At 63.8% G+C, this 20,021-nt stretch carries 18 protein-coding genes; 8 read left to right on the top strand and 10 right to left on the bottom strand.

Annotated elements, in window-relative coordinates:
* Nucleotides 1-104 precede the first annotated feature (104 nt).
* Nucleotides 105-1,517, top strand: a complete 1,413-nt coding sequence (locus ABD819_RS05705; RefSeq protein ID WP_345121935.1) for a cytochrome P450 — start codon at nucleotides 105-107, stop codon at nucleotides 1,515-1,517.
* Here ABD819_RS05705 and ABD819_RS05700 read toward each other — a convergent pair.
* A complete protein-coding gene (locus ABD819_RS05700) occupies nucleotides 1,509-2,381 on the bottom strand; it encodes a universal stress protein (RefSeq protein WP_345121933.1) in 873 nt (290 codons plus the stop codon). The genes ABD819_RS05705 and ABD819_RS05700 overlap by 9 nt on opposite strands.
* Before the next feature lie 137 nt (nucleotides 2,382-2,518).
* Complete coding sequence (locus ABD819_RS05695) at nucleotides 2,519-3,829, bottom strand: peroxiredoxin family protein (RefSeq protein WP_345121931.1); 1,311 nt, start codon at nucleotides 3,827-3,829, stop codon at nucleotides 2,519-2,521.
* A 248-nt stretch (nucleotides 3,830-4,077) separates the two neighbouring features.
* Here ABD819_RS05695 and ABD819_RS05690 point away from each other — a divergent pair, with 248 nt between their 5' ends.
* Together ABD819_RS05690 and ABD819_RS05685 are read left to right on the top strand one after the other, a co-directional pair.
* Entirely contained in the window at nucleotides 4,078-6,357 is a 2,280-nt protein-coding gene (locus ABD819_RS05690) for an aconitate hydratase (protein ID WP_345121929.1), read from the top strand.
* Nucleotides 6,358-6,543: 186 nt separating this feature from the next.
* Entirely contained in the window at nucleotides 6,544-7,089 is a 546-nt protein-coding gene (locus ABD819_RS05685; RefSeq protein ID WP_345121927.1) for an REP-associated tyrosine transposase, read from the top strand.
* A gap of 76 nt (nucleotides 7,090-7,165) precedes the next feature.
* On the opposite strand, the gene ABD819_RS05680 is transcribed toward ABD819_RS05685, so the two are convergent.
* The 3 genes from ABD819_RS05680 to ABD819_RS05670 are packed head-to-tail and all read right to left on the bottom strand — an operon-like array spanning nucleotide 7,166 to nucleotide 10,007.
* Nucleotides 7,166-7,897 (bottom strand): EcsC family protein, encoded by a 732-nt coding sequence (locus tag ABD819_RS05680; protein ID WP_345121924.1) that lies wholly within the window; start codon nucleotides 7,895-7,897, stop codon nucleotides 7,166-7,168.
* Nucleotides 7,898-7,930: 33 nt separating this feature from the next.
* Complete coding sequence (locus ABD819_RS05675; protein WP_345121922.1) at nucleotides 7,931-8,377, bottom strand: hypothetical protein; 447 nt, start codon at nucleotides 8,375-8,377, stop codon at nucleotides 7,931-7,933.
* 34 nt (nucleotides 8,378-8,411) lie between these two features.
* Nucleotides 8,412-10,007, bottom strand: coding sequence for a MutS-related protein (locus tag ABD819_RS05670; protein WP_345121920.1), 1,596 nt, complete (start codon nucleotides 10,005-10,007; stop codon nucleotides 8,412-8,414).
* 301 nt (nucleotides 10,008-10,308) lie between these two features.
* Here ABD819_RS05670 and ABD819_RS05665 point away from each other — a divergent pair, with 301 nt between their 5' ends.
* The gene (locus tag ABD819_RS05665; protein WP_345121918.1) at nucleotides 10,309-10,998 is read left to right on the top strand and encodes a TIGR02117 family protein; all 690 of its coding nucleotides are present in this window, start codon (nucleotides 10,309-10,311) and stop codon (nucleotides 10,996-10,998) included.
* 90 nt (nucleotides 10,999-11,088) lie between these two features.
* On the opposite strand, the gene ABD819_RS05660 is transcribed toward ABD819_RS05665, so the two are convergent.
* On the bottom strand, nucleotides 11,089-11,337 hold the full coding sequence (locus tag ABD819_RS05660) for a hypothetical protein (protein WP_345121916.1): 249 nt from the start codon (nucleotides 11,335-11,337) through the stop codon (nucleotides 11,089-11,091).
* A 230-nt stretch (nucleotides 11,338-11,567) separates the two neighbouring features.
* Between ABD819_RS05660 and ABD819_RS05655 the strand changes: the two genes are divergently transcribed.
* The gene (locus tag ABD819_RS05655) at nucleotides 11,568-12,020 is read left to right on the top strand and encodes a LexA family protein (protein ID WP_345121914.1); all 453 of its coding nucleotides are present in this window, start codon (nucleotides 11,568-11,570) and stop codon (nucleotides 12,018-12,020) included.
* 113 nt (nucleotides 12,021-12,133) lie between these two features.
* Entirely contained in the window at nucleotides 12,134-13,465 is a 1,332-nt protein-coding gene (locus ABD819_RS05650; RefSeq protein WP_345121912.1) for a Y-family DNA polymerase, read from the top strand.
* A gap of 262 nt (nucleotides 13,466-13,727) precedes the next feature.
* Here ABD819_RS05650 and ABD819_RS05645 read toward each other — a convergent pair whose 3' ends face one another.
* Entirely contained in the window at nucleotides 13,728-16,568 is a 2,841-nt protein-coding gene (locus ABD819_RS05645; protein ID WP_345121910.1) for a S8 family peptidase, read from the bottom strand.
* 272 nt (nucleotides 16,569-16,840) lie between these two features.
* Nucleotides 16,841-17,140, bottom strand: a complete 300-nt coding sequence (locus tag ABD819_RS05640) for a hypothetical protein (protein WP_345121908.1) — start codon at nucleotides 17,138-17,140, stop codon at nucleotides 16,841-16,843.
* A 196-nt stretch (nucleotides 17,141-17,336) separates the two neighbouring features.
* Here ABD819_RS05640 and ABD819_RS05635 point away from each other — a divergent pair, with 196 nt between their 5' ends.
* Nucleotides 17,337-17,813 (top strand): energy transducer TonB, encoded by a 477-nt coding sequence (locus ABD819_RS05635; protein ID WP_345121906.1) that lies wholly within the window; start codon nucleotides 17,337-17,339, stop codon nucleotides 17,811-17,813.
* A 144-nt stretch (nucleotides 17,814-17,957) separates the two neighbouring features.
* On the opposite strand, the gene ABD819_RS05630 is transcribed toward ABD819_RS05635, so the two are convergent.
* Nucleotides 17,958-18,512, bottom strand: a complete 555-nt coding sequence (locus ABD819_RS05630; RefSeq protein ID WP_345121904.1) for a hypothetical protein — start codon at nucleotides 18,510-18,512, stop codon at nucleotides 17,958-17,960.
* A gap of 370 nt (nucleotides 18,513-18,882) precedes the next feature.
* Complete coding sequence (locus ABD819_RS05625; RefSeq protein ID WP_345121902.1) at nucleotides 18,883-19,707, bottom strand: universal stress protein; 825 nt, start codon at nucleotides 19,705-19,707, stop codon at nucleotides 18,883-18,885.
* A gap of 153 nt (nucleotides 19,708-19,860) precedes the next feature.
* On the opposite strand from ABD819_RS05625, the gene ABD819_RS05620 reads away from it, so the two are divergent.
* Nucleotides 19,861-20,019: a hypothetical protein gene (locus ABD819_RS05620; protein ID WP_345121900.1), complete on the top strand. Its 159-nt coding sequence runs from the start codon at nucleotides 19,861-19,863 to the stop codon at nucleotides 20,017-20,019.
* The last annotated feature ends 2 nt before the right edge of the window (nucleotides 20,020-20,021 follow it).

Below are 20,021 nucleotides of genomic sequence, written 5' to 3'. Positions count from 1 at the left end.
GCGCGCCGGAGCTTGTTTGGCTGTACGCGGCCGGTTTGAAAAAGATGAGCCGACCGGGGCGGCGGGTTATTTTTGATGGCTGCATCTGGTTGCGGCCCCTTGTGATGGGAGAAACCGAAACGGCGGCCCTGGCCGCGAAAGCTTCATTTGTACTGCCACGGGTGCCGCGCTGGCGCTCGCTGCTGCGCTCGTTTGCGCTGGCCAAAGACCCGCTGCCGGTGCTCGATACTGTGCTGGCCCGGCACGGCGATACCGTGGAGCTGTACATCGGCGGAGTGGAGCGGAGCATTCTCACCCGCGACCCCGGCCTGATTCAGCATATTCTGCAGAAAAACAACCGCAACTACGCCAAATCGAAGTTTACACAGGCGTTTTCGCGCTACGTGGGCCACGGCCTGCTCACCAACGAGGGGCCCGACTGGCTGCGGCAGCGCCGGCTCATTCAGCCCGGGTTCCATCGGCAGCGGGTGGCGGGCCTCACCGGGCTGATGCAGGAAATAACGGCCGAAACCCTGGCCCCGCTGGCGGCCCAGGCGGTGGCGGCCGGCGGCGTGGCTACCGTGGCTGTGCACGAGCTGATGACGCGGCTCACGTTTCGCATCATTGCCCGCTCGGTATTCAGTACCAATTTTCCGGAGGCCGAGCTCGACCGGCTGGCCGGGCTCATCACCGAGATGCAGGCGTTTTTCGTGCGCTCCATCCGGCAGCCTTACCTCAAGCCGTGGTTTCGGCTGCGGGGCCGGTTCCGGTACCACGATGCGCTGGCGGCTGAGCTGCGCACGCTGCTGGCCGGCCTCATTGCCCAGCGCCAGCAGGCCAACGCCCAGCCCGCCGCCACCCCGCCCGACGACCTGCTGCAAATGCTGCTCGATGTGCGCTACGAGGACACCGGCGAGCCCATGACCCCAGACCGGGTCATCGACGAATCCCTCATTCTGCTGGTAGCCGGCCACGAAACCAGCGCCAATGCCCTCACCTGGCTCACGTACCTGCTGGCCCACCACCCGACCGAAGCCCAGGTTGTTCAGGCCGAAACCGCCGCCGTGCTGGCGGGCCGCGCCCCGGCCTTCGAGGACTTGCCGCGCCTGACCACCGCTCTGTATGCCGTGCAGGAGGCCATGCGCCACTACCCGCCCGCCTGGATGGTAGACCGCGTGGCCCTGGCCGACGACGAGTACGAGGGCCTGCGCATCCCCAAAGGCACGCTGTTTTCGCTCTATTTCCACGGCCTGCATCATGATGCGAAGTATTGGCCCGTGCCGGAGGAGTTCCGCCCCGGCCGCTTCGCGCCCGGCCAGGCCCGGCCGGTGCAGCCCAATGCCTACGTGCCTTTTGGGGGTGGGCCGCGCCTGTGCATCGGCATGCAGTTCGCCCTCACCGAAATGCAGCTCGTGACGCTGGAGCTGCTGCGCCGCTTCGATATTGAGTGGGTGGCCGGCCAGCCGCCCGTGACCATGCAGCCACTCATCACGCTGCGGCCGCGCGGCGATTTTCAGGTGCGGCTGCGGCTACGCTAAGTGGTAGGTGAGCACCGGCGGAAAGGCGTGGGTGGCCACGGTTTCGGCAATGCTGGTTTGCAGAAAGCGGCTGAGGCCCGAGCGGGCGTGCGTCGGGAGCACTACTAAGTCCGCTTTGACCTGCTTGACATACTGCTCGATGCCGGCGCTGGTGCTTTCGGCGGTGATAACGCCGGTTTGGAAATTGGTGAGCCGCGCCTGCTGGGCAAACGCCTGCTGATGCTGTTGGGTGGTGAGACCATCGGTGCCGGATACGACGTGCAGCAGGTGTACCATGGCGTTGGGGAAGGTGGCCTGCACCTGCTGCAGACCCGCGATAGCTCCCACGGCATCAGTGGTGAAATCGGACGGAAACACAATGGTTCGCACCTCAAACTGCGCCTGCTGGTGCTTCACGGTGAGCACCGGGCACGGGGCCAGCCGAATGAGCCGCTCGGTGGTCGAGCTCACGAAAAAGTTTTCCATGGCCCCGTGGCCCTGCGCGCCCATCACCACCACATCGATGCCGTGGCGCTCAATGGCAGTGAGAATGCCGTTGCCGATGCGGCTCACTTCCACCGTGTCTTCAACCGGCACGCCGGGGGCCAGGGCCTGGGCTTCGTTTTTTAGGGCGTGGAGGCGACCCTTGGTGGCTTCCATCAGCTTGAGCATGAAAATCTGGTCGATGCTGCCCGTGCTGTTGGGGAGCTCGCCGCCGTTTACGGGGCCGCCAAAGGTGCTGAAATTGGCCGTGGCGGCCTCGGGGGCTTCCAGTACGTGTAGCAGCGTGACCGTGCCGCTGGTGTGCCGGGCCAGCATCAGGGCCACTTCGAAGGCGTAGTGCGACTCGGCCGAAAAGTCGGTGGGAACGAGGATGTTTTTCATAGCAAAAGGTGAGAAAGTGAAGAAAGAAAAAGCGGGTGTTGCAGCAGCCGCACCAAGGTCTACGCAGAACGGCGGCTCTGGTAGCAACCAGTTGGATAACAATTTATTTCTTCACTTTCCCCGCGTTTTGCCCGGCCTTATTCCTTCAGCAGCTTATCTACTTCCCGGTTGAAGCCCGCAATTTCTTCCTGGTAATACTTGCCCGTGCCCGGCCCGGCAAAGCCCGTATGAATCTTCCGCACGTTGCCTTTTTTATCGAGGAAAATGGTGGTGGGAAAGGCCAGAAACTTGGCCAGCTGCGGCAGTGACTTCGCCACCGAATCCTTGTTGGAAACGCCCGCCACGGCCACGTCGTAGCCGATATTGAACCGCTCGCGCATATTGCGCAGCCGCGCCGAGGCCACTTTGTAGTCCGGGCTGCGCTCGTAGCCCAGGCCGATTACTTCCACGCCGCGTGCCTTGTTCTTCTCGTACCACGGAGCCAGAAAGTTGGTCTCGTCCATGCAGTTGGGGCACCACGAACCCAGAATTTGCACCACTACCACCTTGCCCTGATACTTGGGGTCGGTGGGGGACACGGCCCCGCCCTCAAACACGTTGGGGAATTTGAAATCCAGCCGGCTCTGGCCTTTTTTGAGGTAAGTGAGGGTGCCGGCGTCGGGAAGTTTGGCTTTGGGGTCGAGCACGGCGGTCCAGGTTTCGTGGCCGGACTTGCCGGAGTAGAAGTCGCCCTTGAGCGTACCATCGGCCAGCTTGTTGGCTTGGAAAAGAAAGGCATGGCTACCATCGAACGTGGAGAGGCCCATGCCGCTGGGCAGCACCGCGCCCGAGAGGTAGCGGTAGTCGCCGGTAGTGGTGAGGAACGTGCCGGTAATGCTGGTGCCCTGTTGCTTGAAAATGCCCACCGCTGGGTAGGTTTTGCCTTCATCCTCCTTAAAAGTAACCCGCCAGGTCCCCGCGAAGTCTGGCGTGCCGGCCTCGGGCTGTGGTTGGGGCCGCTCGCCGCGCAACGCCACCAAAGGCACACGGTATGGGGTTTTAGCATCGTATTTCACCCAAGTGCCGGTGAGCTTATCCGCGCCCTCAGGCCGCACGACCAGCGCGGCATCGAAGGCATGCAGGCGGATGGTGGTGGAGTCGCCGGCCGAGGATATTTCGTCGCAGCGCAGCCGCTCCTCGCCGCTCAGGCCTTTGTTTATTAGGTATACTACCGGCTTGCCGGCCTCTGTAGCCACGTCGAATGCAAAGTAAATAGCCTTATTCTGGGCCATAACCCAGCCTTTCCAGTGGCCGGGTTTGAGGCTGGCGGGCAGGGCAGCACTGGCCCCGGCAGTTTCGGCGGCAGGCGTCTCGGCCGCTTCTTTTTTAGTCGATGAGGTATCGCAGCCAGTAATCAGGCTCATGCCGAGGGCGGCCGAGGCCAGTAGGCGAATGGGTATTGTTTTCATAAGTAAGCGCAAAAATGCAAACGCAAGCCCCACAAACCACCACCTAGCTCAATAGGTTGCTACCGGCCTCAGCGGCCTTCTGCGAAATTCTCCGCGCCCTCAGCGGTAACCCGGCACCGCGCCACCCTCCGAACACCTTCGCCAAAACCCACGTTAACCCACCCAAAACCCGCATCGGCGCATTTGGGCTAGGTCCAACTTCCCGTGGGTGCTACATTTGCACAACCACTCTTATTAACACGCATCCTATGGCTTTCGACCTGGAAATGATTCGCACGGTGTATGCCGGCATGGGTTCCCGCATCGAGGCGGCCCGCGCCGCCGTGGCGCGCCCGCTCACCCTCACCGAGAAAATTCTCTACGCCCACCTCCACGGCGGCGAAGTAAAGCAGGCCTACGAGCGCGGCGTTTCCTACGTCGATTTCGCCCCCGACCGCGTGGCCATGCAGGATGCCACCGCCCAAATGGCGCTGCTCCAGTTCATGCAGGCCGGCAAGCCCACGGCCGCCGTGCCCAGCACCGTGCACTGCGACCACCTCATTCAGGCCAAAGACGGCGCTACCGCCGACCTGGCCGAAGCCAACACCGAAAACAAGGAAGTGTACGACTTCCTGGCCTCGGTTTCCAATAAATACGGCATTGGTTTCTGGAAGCCCGGCGCGGGCATCATCCACCAGGTGGTACTGGAAAACTACGCCTTCCCCGGCGGTATGATGATTGGCACCGACTCGCACACCCCCAACGCGGGCGGCCTGGGCATGGTAGCCATCGGCGTAGGCGGGGCCGATGCGGTGGACGTGATGGCCGGCATGGCCTGGGAGCTGAAATTCCCCAAGGTTATCGGCGTGAAGCTGACCGGCAAAATGAGCGGCTGGACTTCGGCCAAGGACGTGATTCTGAAAGTGGCCGGCATCCTGACCGTGAAGGGCGGTACCGGGGCCATCGTGGAGTATTTCGGCGACGGTGCCGAAAGCCTCTCGGCCACTGGCAAAGGCACCATCTGCAACATGGGCGCGGAAATCGGGGCGACCACCTCGGTGTTTGCCTACGATGAGAAGATGGGCGACTACCTGCGCGGCACCGGCCGGGCCGAAATCGCGGAAGCTGCCGCCGCCGTGGCCGCCCACCTGCGCGCCGACGACGAGGTGTACACCCAGCCCGAACTCTACTACGACCAGCTCATCGAAATCGACCTCAACACGCTGGAGCCCTACGTGAACGGCCCGTTCACGCCGGACGCCGCCTGGCCCATCTCGCAGTTTGCCGCCGCCGTGAAGGAGCACGGCTGGCCCGAGAAGCTGGAGGTCGGCCTCATCGGCTCCTGCACCAACTCCAGCTACGAGGACATTACCCGCGCCGCCAGCATCGCGAAGCAGGCCGTGGATAAAGGTCTGAAAGTGAACGCCGAGTTCACTATCACGCCCGGCTCGGAGCTGGTGCGCTACACGGTGGCCCGCGACGGCCTGCTCGACACCTTCGCCGACATGGGCGGCGTAGTGCTGGCCAATGCCTGCGGCCCGTGCATCGGCCAGTGGGCCCGCCACACCGACGACCCCAAGCGCAAGAACTCCATCATCACGAGCTTCAACCGCAACTTCGCCAAGCGCAACGACGGCAACCCGAATACCCACGCTTTCGTGGCTTCGCCCGAAATCGTGACGGCCTTCGCTATCGCCGGCGACCTGACCTTCAATCCGCTCACTGACACGCTGCCCGGCAAAGACGGCCCCGTAAAATTCGATGAGCCGATGGGTTTGGAGATGCCTCCCCAGGGCTTCGCCGTGGAGGATGCCGGCTTCCAGGCCCCTGCTGCCGATGGCAGCACGGTGCAGGTGGTGGTGGCCCAGGCTTCGGACCGCCTCCAGCTGCTTGAGCCCTTCAAGGCCTGGGAGGGCACCGACCTGAAGGGTCTGCGCCTGCTCATCAAGGCCCAGGGCAAATGCACGACGGACCATATTTCGATGGCCGGCCCGTGGCTGAAGTACCGCGGCCACCTCGACAATATCTCCAACAACATGCTCATCGGGGCTACCAACGCTTTCAATGGCGAGGCCAACTCGGTGCGCAACTTCGCCGTGCAGGGCGACGGCTACACCACCGTGCCGCAGTCGGCCCGCTCCTACAAGAGCCTGGGTATCGGCACCGTGGTCATCGGCGATGAGAATTACGGCGAAGGCAGCTCGCGCGAGCACGCCGCCATGGAGCCCCGCCACCTGGGCGTGCGGGCCGTGATTGTGAAGAGCTTCGCCCGCATTCACGAAACCAACCTGAAAAAGCAGGGCATGCTCGGCCTCACCTTCGCCAACAAGGCCGATTACGACCTCATCGAGGAAGCCGACACCATCGATATCCTCGGCCTGACGGACTTCCAGCCCGGCCAGCCCCTGCAGGCCCGCCTGCACCACATCGATGGCGATACCGACCTGATTACGCTGAACCACACCTACAACGAAGGCCAAATCGAGTGGTTCAAAGCCGGCTCGGCTTTGAATTTGATTCGTTTGAAAGAGGCTGGCCAGTTGGTGTAATTCCTCCTGCTTGTAGCTTAAGTAGCAACGGCCGCCTCAGGATTCTGGGGCGGCCGTTGTGGTTATGATGGTCATTGTTTAACTAAGCGCATTCTGCTTTTTCGGAGTTCTACTCCGGAAGCCACCTGCCAGGGGCTCATAGCCCCGGCGTAGAAGAATGCCCGCGATTGCCGCTACCTTGGCCGCATGGGCCTGAAAAACCGCATTTTCCCCGACCACATCTACTTTCTTACCATGACGGTGGTGGACTGGGTTGATGTTTTTACCCGGCCGGCGTACCGGCACATCATCGTGGATGCCTTGCGCTATTGCCAGCAGCACAAGGGGCTGGAGCTATACGCCTGGTGCCTGATGAGCAACCACTTGCACCTGATTGCGGGGGCGGCCCCCGACAAGCATTTGTCGGATATTCTGCGTGATTTCAAGCGGTTCACCAGCAAAGCCATTACGACGGCCATTCAGCGCGACCCCGAAAGCCGGCGGCAATGGATGCTGCACCGCTTTGCCTTCAATGCCCGGATTGATACCAAAAGCGACACCTATAAATTCTGGCAGCGTGGGAGTGAGGCGAAGGAATTGTTTGGGCGGGATTTTACGCTGCAAAAGCTGAATTACCTGCATCAGAACCCCGTACGGGCGGAACTGGTGGCCGAGGCGGAGCACTACGTGTATAGTTCGGCATCCAATTACTCGGAGCAGGGTGGGCTGCTGGAAGTGCTTTTTGTGGGGTGAGTTTGGGGTGGGGCTATGGTGGGGCGGGGCTGCAAGCCCCTGGTAGGCGGGCTTCCGGAGTAGAACTCCGAAAGAGCTATTCCGGCTGCTCGGCCGCGAAATGCCGCATGCGGTAGCAGTTCATGGCCGTTTCGCCGAGCTGCTCAATGAGCTTGTAGTTGGCCACCGCGCCCACGGCGGCCCCGATGACGGGCACGAGCTGGGCCATTTTGGCGAGGTCTATATAGTCGCGGTATTCCTGTTGGAAGGTGCGCCAGTCGAACTCGTTGGGGTCGAGGGGCAGGGTGAGGCGGTAGGCGTCCCAGTCGGCCAGGCGGCGGTAGGTTTCGTTGCGGGCGTGCTGGCTGCTGAAGGCCAGCTGGAAAACGTGGAGCAGGAAGAGCCGCTCGGTGTAGTCGTGCACGTCGTAGCCGTAGCGGGCGGCCGTGTCGAAGAGCAGCTTGAGCTTGAGGCTGAGCAGCAGCGGGAAATCGGCGAGGCCGAGCAGGAAGCCGCCCGCGCCGGTCACGGCTCCTTCGGCGGTGGCCATGGTGCGGTAGTCGCGGATGCGGGTGCGCACAGCGGCCTCCCGCGCCGCGAACGAAGCTTCTGCTACGGGCTTGCTGGTGGTGTATTTGGAGCCCAAGAGCACGCCGCGCACCATTTGCTTGATGGCGGCGGTGATGGCCTGATGCACCCGCTCGGGCAGCAGGGCGTTGAGACGGATTTGTACCCGGCGGGCAAAGCGGTTCAGCAGCGAGGGCGGCCGCTGCATCTGCTGCTGCCAGGCGTGGAGCTCGGTGCGGGCCTGCTGTTCTTGCGAGGACATAGGGAGGGCGGGGGATAGGATGCGCGCCCGAAGCTACGCGGCCGGCGCTGCTGATGATACCGCAGCGACCGGAGAATCCGGGGTTTCGCGGGGCTTCTGCACCAGGTAGTAATAGGCCAGAATGCCCAGGCCGATGAGAAACGGCACCAGCGCCAGCTCCTTCCCCGTGACGTGCGGCAGCACCCGCACGGCATCGAAGCCAAAAAACTCGCTGCTCATCCAGTAGGAGTTGGCCGTAATCCAGAACACGATGGCCAGGTTGTGGGCCAGCTCCGACTTATTAGCGCGGGTGCGCCAGGTAATGACCAGGGCAATACCCAGCGTGGGCACCACCATCAGCAGGCCCAGTGGCCGCCAAATCATGCACCAGCTGATATCCTTCACCAGCCAGAACAGGATGTGCAGGTTTTCCATCTTCCGGTAGGCAGTAGGGATGGCGTATTCTTTCTGGGACGTAGTTGCGGGCTGGGGTGTTGGCATAGGCTCAAAATTAAGCACCTGCCCACCTACATCCCTACTTTCTGGCTTCCGCATCCAGCGTGCGGCTCAGGGCCAGGGCCTGCTGCACGATGGCGGCCGGGTAGCCCACCCGGGCCAGCAGCCGGATGGCGTTGCGGGTGGTGAGCGGGCCGGGCTTGAGCAGGTAGTCGAAATACCAGTCGGCCTCGGTCACGGTTTCGGAGAAGTGGTACTCGGTAAAAGCCGGGTGGAGCAACGCGCCCAGCTCGCCGTCGTGCGTGGAGGCTACCACTAGGCTGCGCGGCTGCAAGTAGGCCAGTACCGCCTGGGTGGCCGCGATGCGCTCCACCGTGTTGGTACCCTTGAATAGCTCGTCCAGAATAAACAGGTAGCCGCCCTCGCCCGCCTCGGCGGCCCGAATGAAACCCAGCACGGCCTCGGCTTCGGCAAAATAATAGCTCTTGCCCTCGGGCAGGCTGTCGGCGAGGTTGATGCTGGATACCACCCGCCGGAATGGGGCGGCGTAGGCCGAGGCCGGGCAGGTGGCAATGGTCTGGGCCAGCAGCGCATTGAGGCCAATGGTGCGCATGAACGTGGTTTTGCCCGACATATTCGAGCCGGTGAGTAGGATGCCCTGGCCATCCACGGCCAAATCATTCGGCATGCAGCCGGGCACCAGCGGGTTGTAGGCCGCCGTGAGGTGCAGTCCGGTGCCCCCGGCCGTAAATCGGGGCGCGCAGTGCGGGTGCCGCGCCCGGAACCCGGCCACCGCCACGGCGCAATCGGTGTAGCCCACGGCTTCGTACACGACCCGAATGGCGGCGGCGTGGGCCTGCATGTCGCGCCGGCAGTTGTGGTACACGATGAAATCGAGCAGCAGCACAATCTTCAGGTATTGCAGCAGCAGCCACGGCAGGGCCACGATGTCGGATTGCAGCTGGCCCTCCACCTGCAAAAAGGCCACCTTACCCACAATGGCCCCCAGCCGTTTCAACGGCTCCGCCAGCTGGCGCAAGGGGGCTATGGGCAAGTCCAGCCGACTCAAATCGCGCCCGGCGCGGTACAGGCTGCCCAGCTGCTGCATGGGCCGCACGCCGGCCAGCACGCGCCCCCGGTACCAATAGTGCAGCACCGTGTGCCCCATAAATAGCAGCGCCGTGAGCAGCCACAGGGGCGGCTGCCAGAAGCCGCCCACCACCGTGGCCAGCAGCAGCAGCACCAGGGCCGGGGCGGCGGCCGTCCAGGGCAGGGCGGGCAGGGCGTTGCCGGCCAGCAGGTCGGGCAGGTAGTAGGCCTCGATGGAGGAGAGGCGGCTGAGGGCCAGCAGCGCCCGGCCGCGCGGCGCGGGTTGCCCGGTGAAGAAGGTGGCCGCCTCGTCGAATTCGCGCAGGGCGGCAGCATCGGCCAGCGGGCTGCGCAGGCGCTGGTAAAGGCACTGCTGGCCCACGCGGCTCACCGTGCCGTCGAGCAGCGTGAACAGCTCCTCGCCGTTCAGGTCGGTCCAGGTCTGGTCGTCGAGGCGATGGTAGGCGGGCTCGGCCTGCACGGCCGCGTGGTAGCGGGCAATGAGCGGGAAGTTGCGGAAGCGGGCCGTCGGCTGCTGCCATTCGGCATCGAGGGCCGCCAGCCGCTCGGAAGTTGAAGTCCACATGGGGGAGGGGAGGGCCGCCGTACCCAATTAGCGGTGCGGAGGCGGGGCAAAAGTACGGACGGCGGCAGCCCTCCGCTGCCCTCGCTTTTCGTCGCTTCTGAAACAGTAGAAACAGGCCGGTGCGTGCCGGGGCTGATGCCCGGCCTGTTCCTGGCTGTTTCCCTGCAAAAACCGGCGCGGCCGGTTGGCCGGAATTCCCGTGGCCAACCGCTATTCCGACCTGAGTCGGTTTTCTCCCGTATTGTGCCTGCCGCTCATCACTGAACTGCCGGATGCAGCCTTGGATTTCTGTTACTGATTTATGCCGATTACGCTTCGCAAAACACTTAAAATCACGGGTTATACCGTCGGTTCCATCGTGGGAATCGCAGCCCTGTACGTGGGCTCGGCGGTGGTGCTCTCCGCCATCCCGGTGCCCAAAACCCAGCCTAATGCGCCCGCCGATGTCACGGTTTTCCTGCACACCAACGGCGTGCACACCGACATTGTGCTGCCCATCAAAACCAGCCAGATTGACTGGAGCCAGCAGCTGCCCTTCGCCAACATCCCGTCGCGCGACAGCACCATGCGCTACATCGCCTTTGGCTGGGGCGACAAAGGCTTCTACCTCGACACGCCCACCTGGGCCGACCTCACCTTCAGCACCGCTTTCAAGGCGGCTTTCTGGCTGGGCACGGCGGCCATGCACACCACCTATTTTCATGGTCTGGAGGCCGGCCCCAAAACCATCCCCCTCCACCTCAGCCAGGCCGAATACGCCCGCCTGATTGCCTACATCCAGGCCAGCTTCAAGCTGGATGCGGCCGGCAACGTGCAGCACGTCGCCGGCCACAGCTACGGCCCCGACGATGCCTTCTACGAGGCCCACCGCGTCTACAGCTTCCTCTACACCTGCAACACCTGGACCAACGACGCCCTGAAAGCCAGCGGCCAGCGGGCCTGCCTCTGGACGCCCTCCGACAAGGGAATCTTTGGCATCTACGGCCGCTAGCCTACTATCCCAGACGCAAACTGGCCCCGCCGGCTGCGAAGCCAACGGGGCCATAAGGGATGAAACCATCGGGCCGCCTACTGGGGCCGCTTAATTCAGCCACACGTCCGCCACTTCCTCGAAGCGGTGGGCGGCGAAGGCGCCGTAAGGACGCTCGGCGTAAAAACCGAGGACGTGGACCTGCAGCTCGCCGGTGCGCACGTGGGGCAACACCCGCACGGCATACACGCGGCCCGCCTCGGGCCAGTCGCCAACGTAGTCGGCCGGGCGTTGCGCGTCGTTCACGCAACGGGCAAATTGCTGCAAGGGCAGCGGCGTGGGTAGCTTGACTTTCGACATACTCAAAGATACTAAATTTGCGGGAATTTAAAAAATCTGAAGCGAATATTATTTTGTCTTTTTTAGGTTTAATACGCTTTTAACGTTTATAATCATGTGATTATACCGCGAAAACATTTTTTGCAGTATTAGCTAAGTCAATCAGAGTGAAGGTACGATAAAAAACAATATACTAACTTGTTTAGTAAATAGCATTGTCAGTGCTTCTGCTGACAAGTTTGAATATTGTAATGATTGCATCAGTTTACGATTTTATCGCGTCCCCTGGATTTAGCAAAACCCAGCTTCCGCTCTTCGGCTGCGCGGTACCGGCCGGCTTTCCTTCGCCCGCCGACGACCACCTCGATGGCCCGTTCGACCTCACGCGGCACTTGTTCCGGAACCCGGCTTCCACGTTTCTGGCCCGCGTCAGCGGCGATTCGATGACCGGAGCCGGCATTCACCCCGGCGACCTCGTGGCCGTGGACCGTGCCCTGCGGGCCCGCCACGGCAGCATTGTGGTAGCCGTGGTGGAAGGCGAGCACACCCTCAAGCGCCTGCAGCTGCGGGCCGGGCAGCCCTGGCTGGTGGCCGAAAATGCCCGTTACCCGCCGCTGCCCATCGACCCGGAGGCCGGCCTGACAGTGTGGGGAGTGGTGACGCACGTTATTCATTCGCTGGCTGATTCGCAGGTGGTGGTATAAGGTAATCAACCAGATGCGGCTGAAAGTTTTGTAAAAGTAGAATATATAATTTATTTAATTTCCATTGCCTGCTGAATGGCTCCTATTTCTCGTCCAACGCCCGGTCTCACACCATGTATGCCCTCGTCGACTGCAACAATTTCTATGTGTCCTGCGAGCGGGTGTTTGCGCCGCAGCTGGCCGGCCGGCCGGTGGTCGTGCTCTCGAATAATGACGGCTGCCTGATTTCGCGTTCCGACGAAGCCAAGGCCCTGGGACTGAAAATGGGTGAACCCTACCACCTGGTACGCCCGCTGCTGGAGCAGCAGCAGGTGCGGGTTTTTTCCTCAAACTACGCTTTGTACGGCGACATGAGCCGGCGCGTGGTGCAGGTGCTGAGCAACTTCGCGGCGGAGTTGGAAATATATTCCATTGACGAGGCATTTCTGGATTTTTCGGGGATGAGCCTGCTGGCACCCGACCTGCCGGCCTACGGCATCCGGGTGAAAAAAACCGTCCTAAAGCATACCGGCATTCCCACCTGCGTGGGCATTGCGCCCACCAAAACCCTGGCCAAGCTGGCCAACCGCCTGGCCCGGCGGCAGGCCACCACCGGCGTGCTGGTGCTATCCACCTCCGAGCAGTGGGAACCCGCCCTGGCCGCCACACCCGTGGCTGATATCTGGGGGGTGGGCCGCCGCTACGGCCGCAAGCTGCAGGAAATGGGTATCCTGACCGGAGCCGCCCTGGCCGCCCTGCCGGAGCACTGGCTGCGCCGGCACCTGGGCGGCGTGGTGGGGCAGCAGCTGTGGCACGAGCTGCACGGCCAGCCCTGCCAGGGCTGGAACCCCGCGGAGTGGGACGAAGATGACCAGCTGCAGCCCGCCGCCAGCCGCCGCCACAGCATCACCTGTACCCGCTCATTCGGCCGGCCGCAGCACGAGGCCGCCGTGTTGGCCGAGGCCATCGCCACCTTCGTGGCCCGGGCAGCGGAGAAAATGCGCCGACAGGGCCTCTCGGCCCATTTGATAACGGTGATACTGGGCACCGACCGGTACGCGCCCACTGCCGGCCCCACAACGCACACCGGCGTGGTGAGCCTGCCGGTGAGCACCAACGACACGGCGGCCCTTACTCAGGCGGCGCTGCACGGCCTGCACCGGCTGCGCCGCCCGGGCACGGCCTACCACCGCGCCGGCGTGCTGCTCAGCGGCCTCGAACCCGCCGCGCAGGCGCAGCTCGGCCTCTTCGCCGCCCCGGCCGCCGACCAGCCCCGCCGCCAGCAGCTAATGGCAACCATGGATAAGCTGAACGCCCGCTTTGGCCGGCAGCTGGTGGGGCTGGCCGCGGCCGGCGTAGCGAAGGACGCTAACGGTCAGCCCAAAGCCCCTGCCTGGGCGGGCCGCTCGGCGTACTGCTCGCCGCGGTACACCACCGGCTGGCACGAGCTCTGGAGGGTGGGCTAGCCGGCCAGGTTTAAGTAGTCGTTCTAAAGCAAACGGGTTGTTAGTTGCTCGTTGTTAGTTGTTGGTCAACTGTTTATCGACCAAATAACAACTGACAGCTAATGACTAACAACTTAGAGCCTATCCGAATAGGCCGTCATGCAGAGCGCAGCGAAGCATCTTTACCTCAGTAGTAATCCAGGAAAAGAATTAGTTACGCGGTAAAGATGCTTCGCTGCGCTCTGCATGACCGTTCTTTTTTTGGGCCTATTCGGATAGGCTCTTAGTGCAGCACCACGGTGCGCGTGAGCACCCCGGCCGCACCCTCGGCCCGGACGGTGTAGATGCCCGGGGCCAGGTTCGTCAGGCTGAGGCTGGCGGCGGTGCCGCTGGCAGCTTGTCGCAGCACCTCCTGGCCCAGGGCGTTGCCAACCCGTACCGCCCGCAGCCCAAAAGCCGCGGTTACTTCTACCCGGAGCGCGCCGGTGGTGGGGTTGGGGTACACCGTGAAGTCGAGGGCGCGGGCGGCCAGCCGGCTGGGCAGCAGCGTGGCATAGGTTAGGGCGGCCGCATCAGCGGCAGCTTGCAGCTGCGCCAGCGTGGGCGCGGCCAGCACGGCAAATGCCACGGTAACGGAATCGCCGGGGGCCAGCCGGGCTAGCCGGGTGCCCACTACCTGCACCACATCGGCCCCGTTGGGCAGGCCGGCGCTGCGGTGGGTGCGGCCGGTGCCGCTGCTCAGGGCCAGGAATTTTTCGGCCAGCGAGAAGCCATCGGCCAGGCGAATGGGGCTGCCCGCGGGCGCGCTGCTGTTGATGGAGTACACCGCCGGGGCTCCGCCGCGCAGCAGCCGCACGCCGGCGTAGCGGGCGGGGAAGGTGCCGATAGCCGGCACGCCCAGCGCGTAGCAGTAGCCCAGGGCGCGGGTGCTGTCCCAATCGGCGGCATTGCGGCCGGCCCCGTCGGGCATGGGCAGGTCCCAGTCGGTAAAGATGCCGGCGTAGAGCGGCTTGAGGGTATCAGCAGTCAGGTTTTTGAGCGAGTATTCCAGCACCACGAAATCGCGGCGGCCGGGCGTGGCCCAGGCGTAGGCCCGCTGGCGCACGGCCACGCCCACGCTCCGGATGCGGCTGCCCGCCACCGGAATCGTGTCCTGGAAAGCCACGCGGGCTTCCTGGTCGGCGCGGGGGCCAGGCTGCTGGCGGGTAGCCTGGCGCAGGCTGAAAAACGACTGCCGCGACTGCCCGCCACTGCTGCGCAGGCGGTCGGACACCCGGGTGGGGCTGGTGGCCAGCAGCAGGCCGCCCTCGCTCAGGATATTGGTGCTGGTGCGGTAGCTCAGGCCAGCGCCCACGGTGCCGGCCAGGTTATCATACGCCAGATTGCCGCGGCTGGTCAGGCTCATGGTCAAGTCATTGGCATTGAGCACCACGTAGTCAGGATTCAACACCACATTCACATACTGGTCGTACTGAAAGCCGCCGCTAGCCGTGATGCGGTAGCGCAGCGTGGCCGTAGTATTGAGGGGAATGCCGCTGGTGGCCACGGCCAGCCGGAAGGGCGCGGCGGCGTTGGTGGTTTGGCCGAGCGTGGGCAAACTTCCTACTGCAAAGCTACCCTGCCGCACCGTGAGGTAAGGTGATAGCGAGGTGAGCGTGACCGTGAGGCCGGCCACGGGCTGCAACAGGTTTTGCACGGCTACGGCCAGCCGCAGGGTATCGCCGGGGGCGTAGGCAACGCGGGCCGGGGCGAAGGTGCTGGTGGTCACACGGGCTTCCTGGCGGGTTTGGGTGAGGGCGCGCAGCACGTTGAGGCGGCCCGTGCCCAGGCGGCCGGCCCAGGCAGCGTTGGCGGGGAGGCCGTCGATATTGTCGGCGGTCTGGCGCAGCTGGGCCCCAATCTGCGCCGAGGTAAACTGCGGAAACTGCCAGCGCAGCAAGGCCGCCGCCGCCGCCACCAGCGGCGCGGCAAACGAGGTGCCGCCCACGGCAATGTAGTCGGCATCGGCCGCGCCGCTGCCGGTGGGGCCGTGGTAGCCGTAGGTGGTGAGGATACTCAGGCCGGGGGCCACCATATCCACGCGGTGATTGAAGGTGGCGCTGGGGCTTTTCTGGTCGGTGCTGCCCACGCCCGATACCGACAGCACGTGGTCGTAGGAAGCGGGGTAGAAGAGCAGGTCGGCGCTGGTGTTGCCGGCGGCGGCCACCAGCACGGCGTTGCGGTTCACGGCGGCGTAGGTAATAGCGTCCTGCTCGAAGCGCGAATAGCCGCCCGGCGCGCCCCAGCTCATGTTGATGACCTGGCAGCCGTGGTCGGCGGCGTACACCACGGCCTCGTAGCCGGCAAAGCTGCCGGTGGGCGTGTTGGGGTAGATGTTGAGCGGCAGCAAGCGGCACTTGTTGCCCAGGCCGGCAATGCCCACGCCGTTGTCGGCGCGGGCGGCGGCCACGCCCGCTACCAGCGAGCCGTGAACGATGTTGATATCGTAGCCGGCATCGTTGTCGTTATTGGCCAGGTCCCAGCCGGTGAAATTGTCCACGTAGCCGTCGTTGTCGTCGTCGCGGCCGTTCACGGGGTCGGCGTAGTTGTGCTTCAGCTGCGGGCGCAAATCCTGGTGGGTGAGGCGCAAGCCGCCATCGGTGATGCCGATGACAATGGAGCTGTCGCCGCGGGTTACGTCCCAGGCGCGGTAGGCTCTAACCTGCTTCAGGTAGTACTGGCTGGCCGTGAGGCTGGTCAGGGTGGAGTCGGCCAGCGGGTCGTTGGGCTGGTACTGGGGCTGGCGGATGTAGAGCGGCTCCACGTACTCCACCGCGCCGGTGGCCAGCAGGATGGCGCGGGCGCGGTCCAGGGTCAGGGTAACAGGCACCGTAACCTGATAGATGCCGCGCAGCTCCACGCTGCCGGGCCGCTCGGCACCGGGGGCCTGGGCGCGCGGAAACTTCTGGCGCGGGCTGCCGGCATCCAGCGTGCGCAGGGCGGCTTCGAGGGCGGCCGGCACCTGGCCGGGCCGCAGCTTAACTACCAGCTGGCCGGGCACGGTGGGCGGCGCGGGCGCGGCCAGGGCCGGCCCCGTGATTCCCGCGAATAGGATAAAGCAGTACAGGCGTAACACGTTTCGCATCAGGCAGAAGGATAAGTATTAATTGGTAGGTAAAGATAGGTCCTGGCGTACCCGCTTCCTCGGCTGGACTGCCGGCCAGGACAAAATTCAAGCCCAGCTCGCCGGGCCAGGCGGTCGGCGCGGCCGGGAGCCGGCAGGCCCGCGCCTCGCGGTCACGTGCCGTTCCCTCCGTACCGCTCCATCTCACAACCCTTCGGCGATGCACGTTTGCGTCGGCGGCCAAGGGGCGGCTATATCCCCTTGCTGTACGTGTAGCGCTTGAGCGCCTTGGTTTACAGCAGCTCCCGCATGTCCTGGCGCAGGGTTTCGATGCCGCGCTGGATTTGAGACCACACGCTGGGCTCGGGGCCGGTGGCGGGCGCGGGGGCCTGGGCCAACTGCTCGGCCAGCTGGGCGCGCTTGGTTTCGAGGGCCGTGGCGTGAGCTTCGTAGGTATTGGCCGAGCCGGCTACCGTGGCCTGGGCGCGGTTGTGCAGGGTCTTGATTTTGGCATCAAGCTCGTCGAGCGCCTGCCGCAACAGGGTTTCGGACAGCTGGGGCGTGCGCGCAGAATCAGGGTCGGTGGTGTACATAATGGCGGCGGGGTAAGGCAGCAGAAAAGTGTAGGCTATTGTACTGTGGTTGGCTGGGAAAGGATTCCGGTAATGTTGCGCCGCTAGTCGCCGCCATGTTACCAACACAAGCGCAACAGAACCATAATACGCGCTGTATCTGGGCCCTGGGCCGCCCCGGTAGCTTTGTTGTCAGCAACTTTACCCGGATTAGTCTATGCTTCGTTATCTACTATCTGCTGGTTTGTTGGCCGTAGCTGCTGGTCCGGTCCGGGCCCAGACTGCCTCCATCATCGCGCCGTCCGTGGCCGATGGCGGCGTGCAGACCGCGCCTGCATCATCGCCGTCATCGTCGTCGGCCGCATCCGCCGCCACGCCCACCATCTACTTCACGGCCGATGAAATGCCCGCCTTCCCCGGCGGCGACGCGGCGCTACTCAGGTTTCTGAGCGGCCGCCTCAACTATCCCACGGCTGCTCTCGATAAGCGCCTCTCGGGCAAGGTATTCATCACCTTCACCATAGACTCCGAAGGCCACCTGCACGACCCGCGCGTAGTGCGTGGCCTCGGCTCCGGCCTCGACGAAGAGGCCCTGCGCCTCGTGCGCCTCATGCCTCGGTGGACGCCCGGCAAAATCCAGGGCCAGCCCGTGTGGGTCACGCTCACCATGCCCATCGTGTTTCGGGCGCTGTAGGGAGGGTTGAGTTTGTAGGGTTGAATGTTGAGGTTTGAATGCTGAGGTTTGGATGTTGAGGTTTGAATGCTGAGTTTTGAGTGAGGGCCAAGCACGTTCAGACCAGTAGTCCTCTCTCAAAACTCAACCCTCAACCCTACAAAATCAACTCTCAAAACTCCTTGGCAGGCCCAGCTCCCGGGCCAGCGGGGCGGCTCCGGACTGCCAGAGGGCGGCCAGCACGGCGTTGGCGGTTTCGGCCAGCTCCAGGTGGTAGTCTTCGTGGAGGCGGGCGGTTTGTTTCAGGGTTTCGTGGGTGCGCCTGGTGAGGTGCTGGAGCAGCGGCTGGGTGGGGCCGTGCAGCCGGACGGTGGCCGCGGCCTGGTGCCGGAACACGTTGGCCAGCAAGCGCCAGCTCAGCTCGATTTCGCCGAAAGTATCGTCGGTAATGCGGGCGTGGTAGGCCAGCCGTGCCTGCAGCTGCCGCAGAATCACGAGCAGGTCGTTGGGCGTTTGGTGGAAGCCGCGCACCGGGTCGTCGACCTGGGTGCGCAGGCTGGCGCGGCGGGTTTCGAGGGCCGCCGGACCTTCCAGCAGCCGGAAGGCCAGCTGCTCGGTCAGCACCGCATCCTGGGCCACGAGGCGGGCCAGGAGCTGGTCTTTCTCCTTTTCGGGCAGTTGAAACAGGGCTTTGCGGAGGTCGGGCGGGAGGGCGGGCATGCGTGGGCCGAAGGTAGGCGCTGCGCCCGACAGGCTCCCAAGCTAGAGCAGTTTCCGAGTCAGTGTACATTTTTTAAAACAGTTAAAAGTTGAGAGTTAAAAGTTAAAACCCACTACGTCTGACTTTTAACTTTCAACTCTCAACTTTTAACTCTGTACATGGACTTGGAAACTGCTGTAAGGGGGCAACTAGAGCAGTTTTCGGATTGCTGTACGGGGTGTAGAGACGCGACACTTCGCGTCTCCTCGTTGAACGATTCCCACGCGAGGAGACGCGAAGTGTCGCGTCTCTACACCCCATATACCAACTTGGAATCTGCTCTAGTAATGTGTCAACAAGCGTGCTACGACTCCGCTTTTTTGGCGGCGGCTACTCGACGGCGGGCACCACCAGCACCGGCAAGGTGCTGTGCAGCAGCACCTGAGCCGTTACGCTGCGGTGAAAAAGCTTGCCCAGGAAGCTGCGGGGGCGGGCAATAAGAATGACCATATCGAAATCGGCGGCTCGGGCCGTTTTCAGGATGCCCTCGGCGGGGTGGTCGCTGGCCACGTCGCGAACCTGTACTTCCGGCAGACCCACCGTGAGGCCGGTTTGTTGCACCGTGACCAGCGCCGCGGCGGCTTCGGCTTCGATAGTGGGGCTGGCCTGAGCTACGTACAGCACCGTGAGCGCGGCTCCGAGGGCGGTGAGCAGCTGCCGGACGGTGCCCGCGTGCTCGCCCAGGCTGAAGGCATCGCCATCGACGGCCAGCAGTACGCGCCGGGGCAGCGTGGCCCGCGGCACGGTGTGCGGCACCACCAGCATGGGGTAGGGGGAGGTGCGCAGGATGTCGAGGGAGGTGGTTTGCACCAGCTCATCGGGCACCGACGACTCGTCGGGCCGGCCCAGTACGATGAGGGCCGGGTGGTGGCGGCTCACCGCATCGGCCACGGCAAAAGCAACCTGGCCGTGACCAATTTCAGCCACCACGGGCACGGGCAGGTCGTGGGCTACGCGGCTTAACGCCAGATTGATAGCCTGCTGGCTCAGGTTGGAAAGATGGCCGGTGAACCGCTCCGGGTCGAGCACCGAGTCGCGGCGCACGTGCAGCAGCACCAGCCGGGCCTTGAGCGGCAGGGCCAGGTTGGTGGCGTAGTTGAGGGCGTGGTTGGCGGCCTGGAAAAAATCGGTGAGAATGAGCAGGGATACGGCCATGAGTACGCGAACGGAAAGGGTGAAAACGCTGGCAAAAAACGGAACCGCTGGCCCACCGGAACATGCTGAAAGTAAGGCGGGCGAATGATTTTGGTCATGTGCCCGCCCGGCCCGGCCCCGTAACCTTGTGGAGCTTCTTTTCGGCCTGTTTTTATGGATGTCAGCCTGCAATTTCCCGAAGCCGCCCACTGCGTCACGGGCTCCGTATACCTGCTCACGCTGGCTTCCCGCTCCGGCCCGCAGCGGCCCACCGCCGCAGGCCGCCAGCTCAACCAACGCAAACAGCCTCTCACGCTTCACGTATTTTCATAATC

The sequence above is a fragment of the Hymenobacter antarcticus genome, assembly GCF_039539545.1.
Lineage (GTDB): Bacteria > Bacteroidota > Bacteroidia > Cytophagales > Hymenobacteraceae > Hymenobacter > Hymenobacter antarcticus.
Note: the sequence above shows the minus strand (reverse complement) of the source record. Positions and strands in the feature narration are given on the sequence as shown.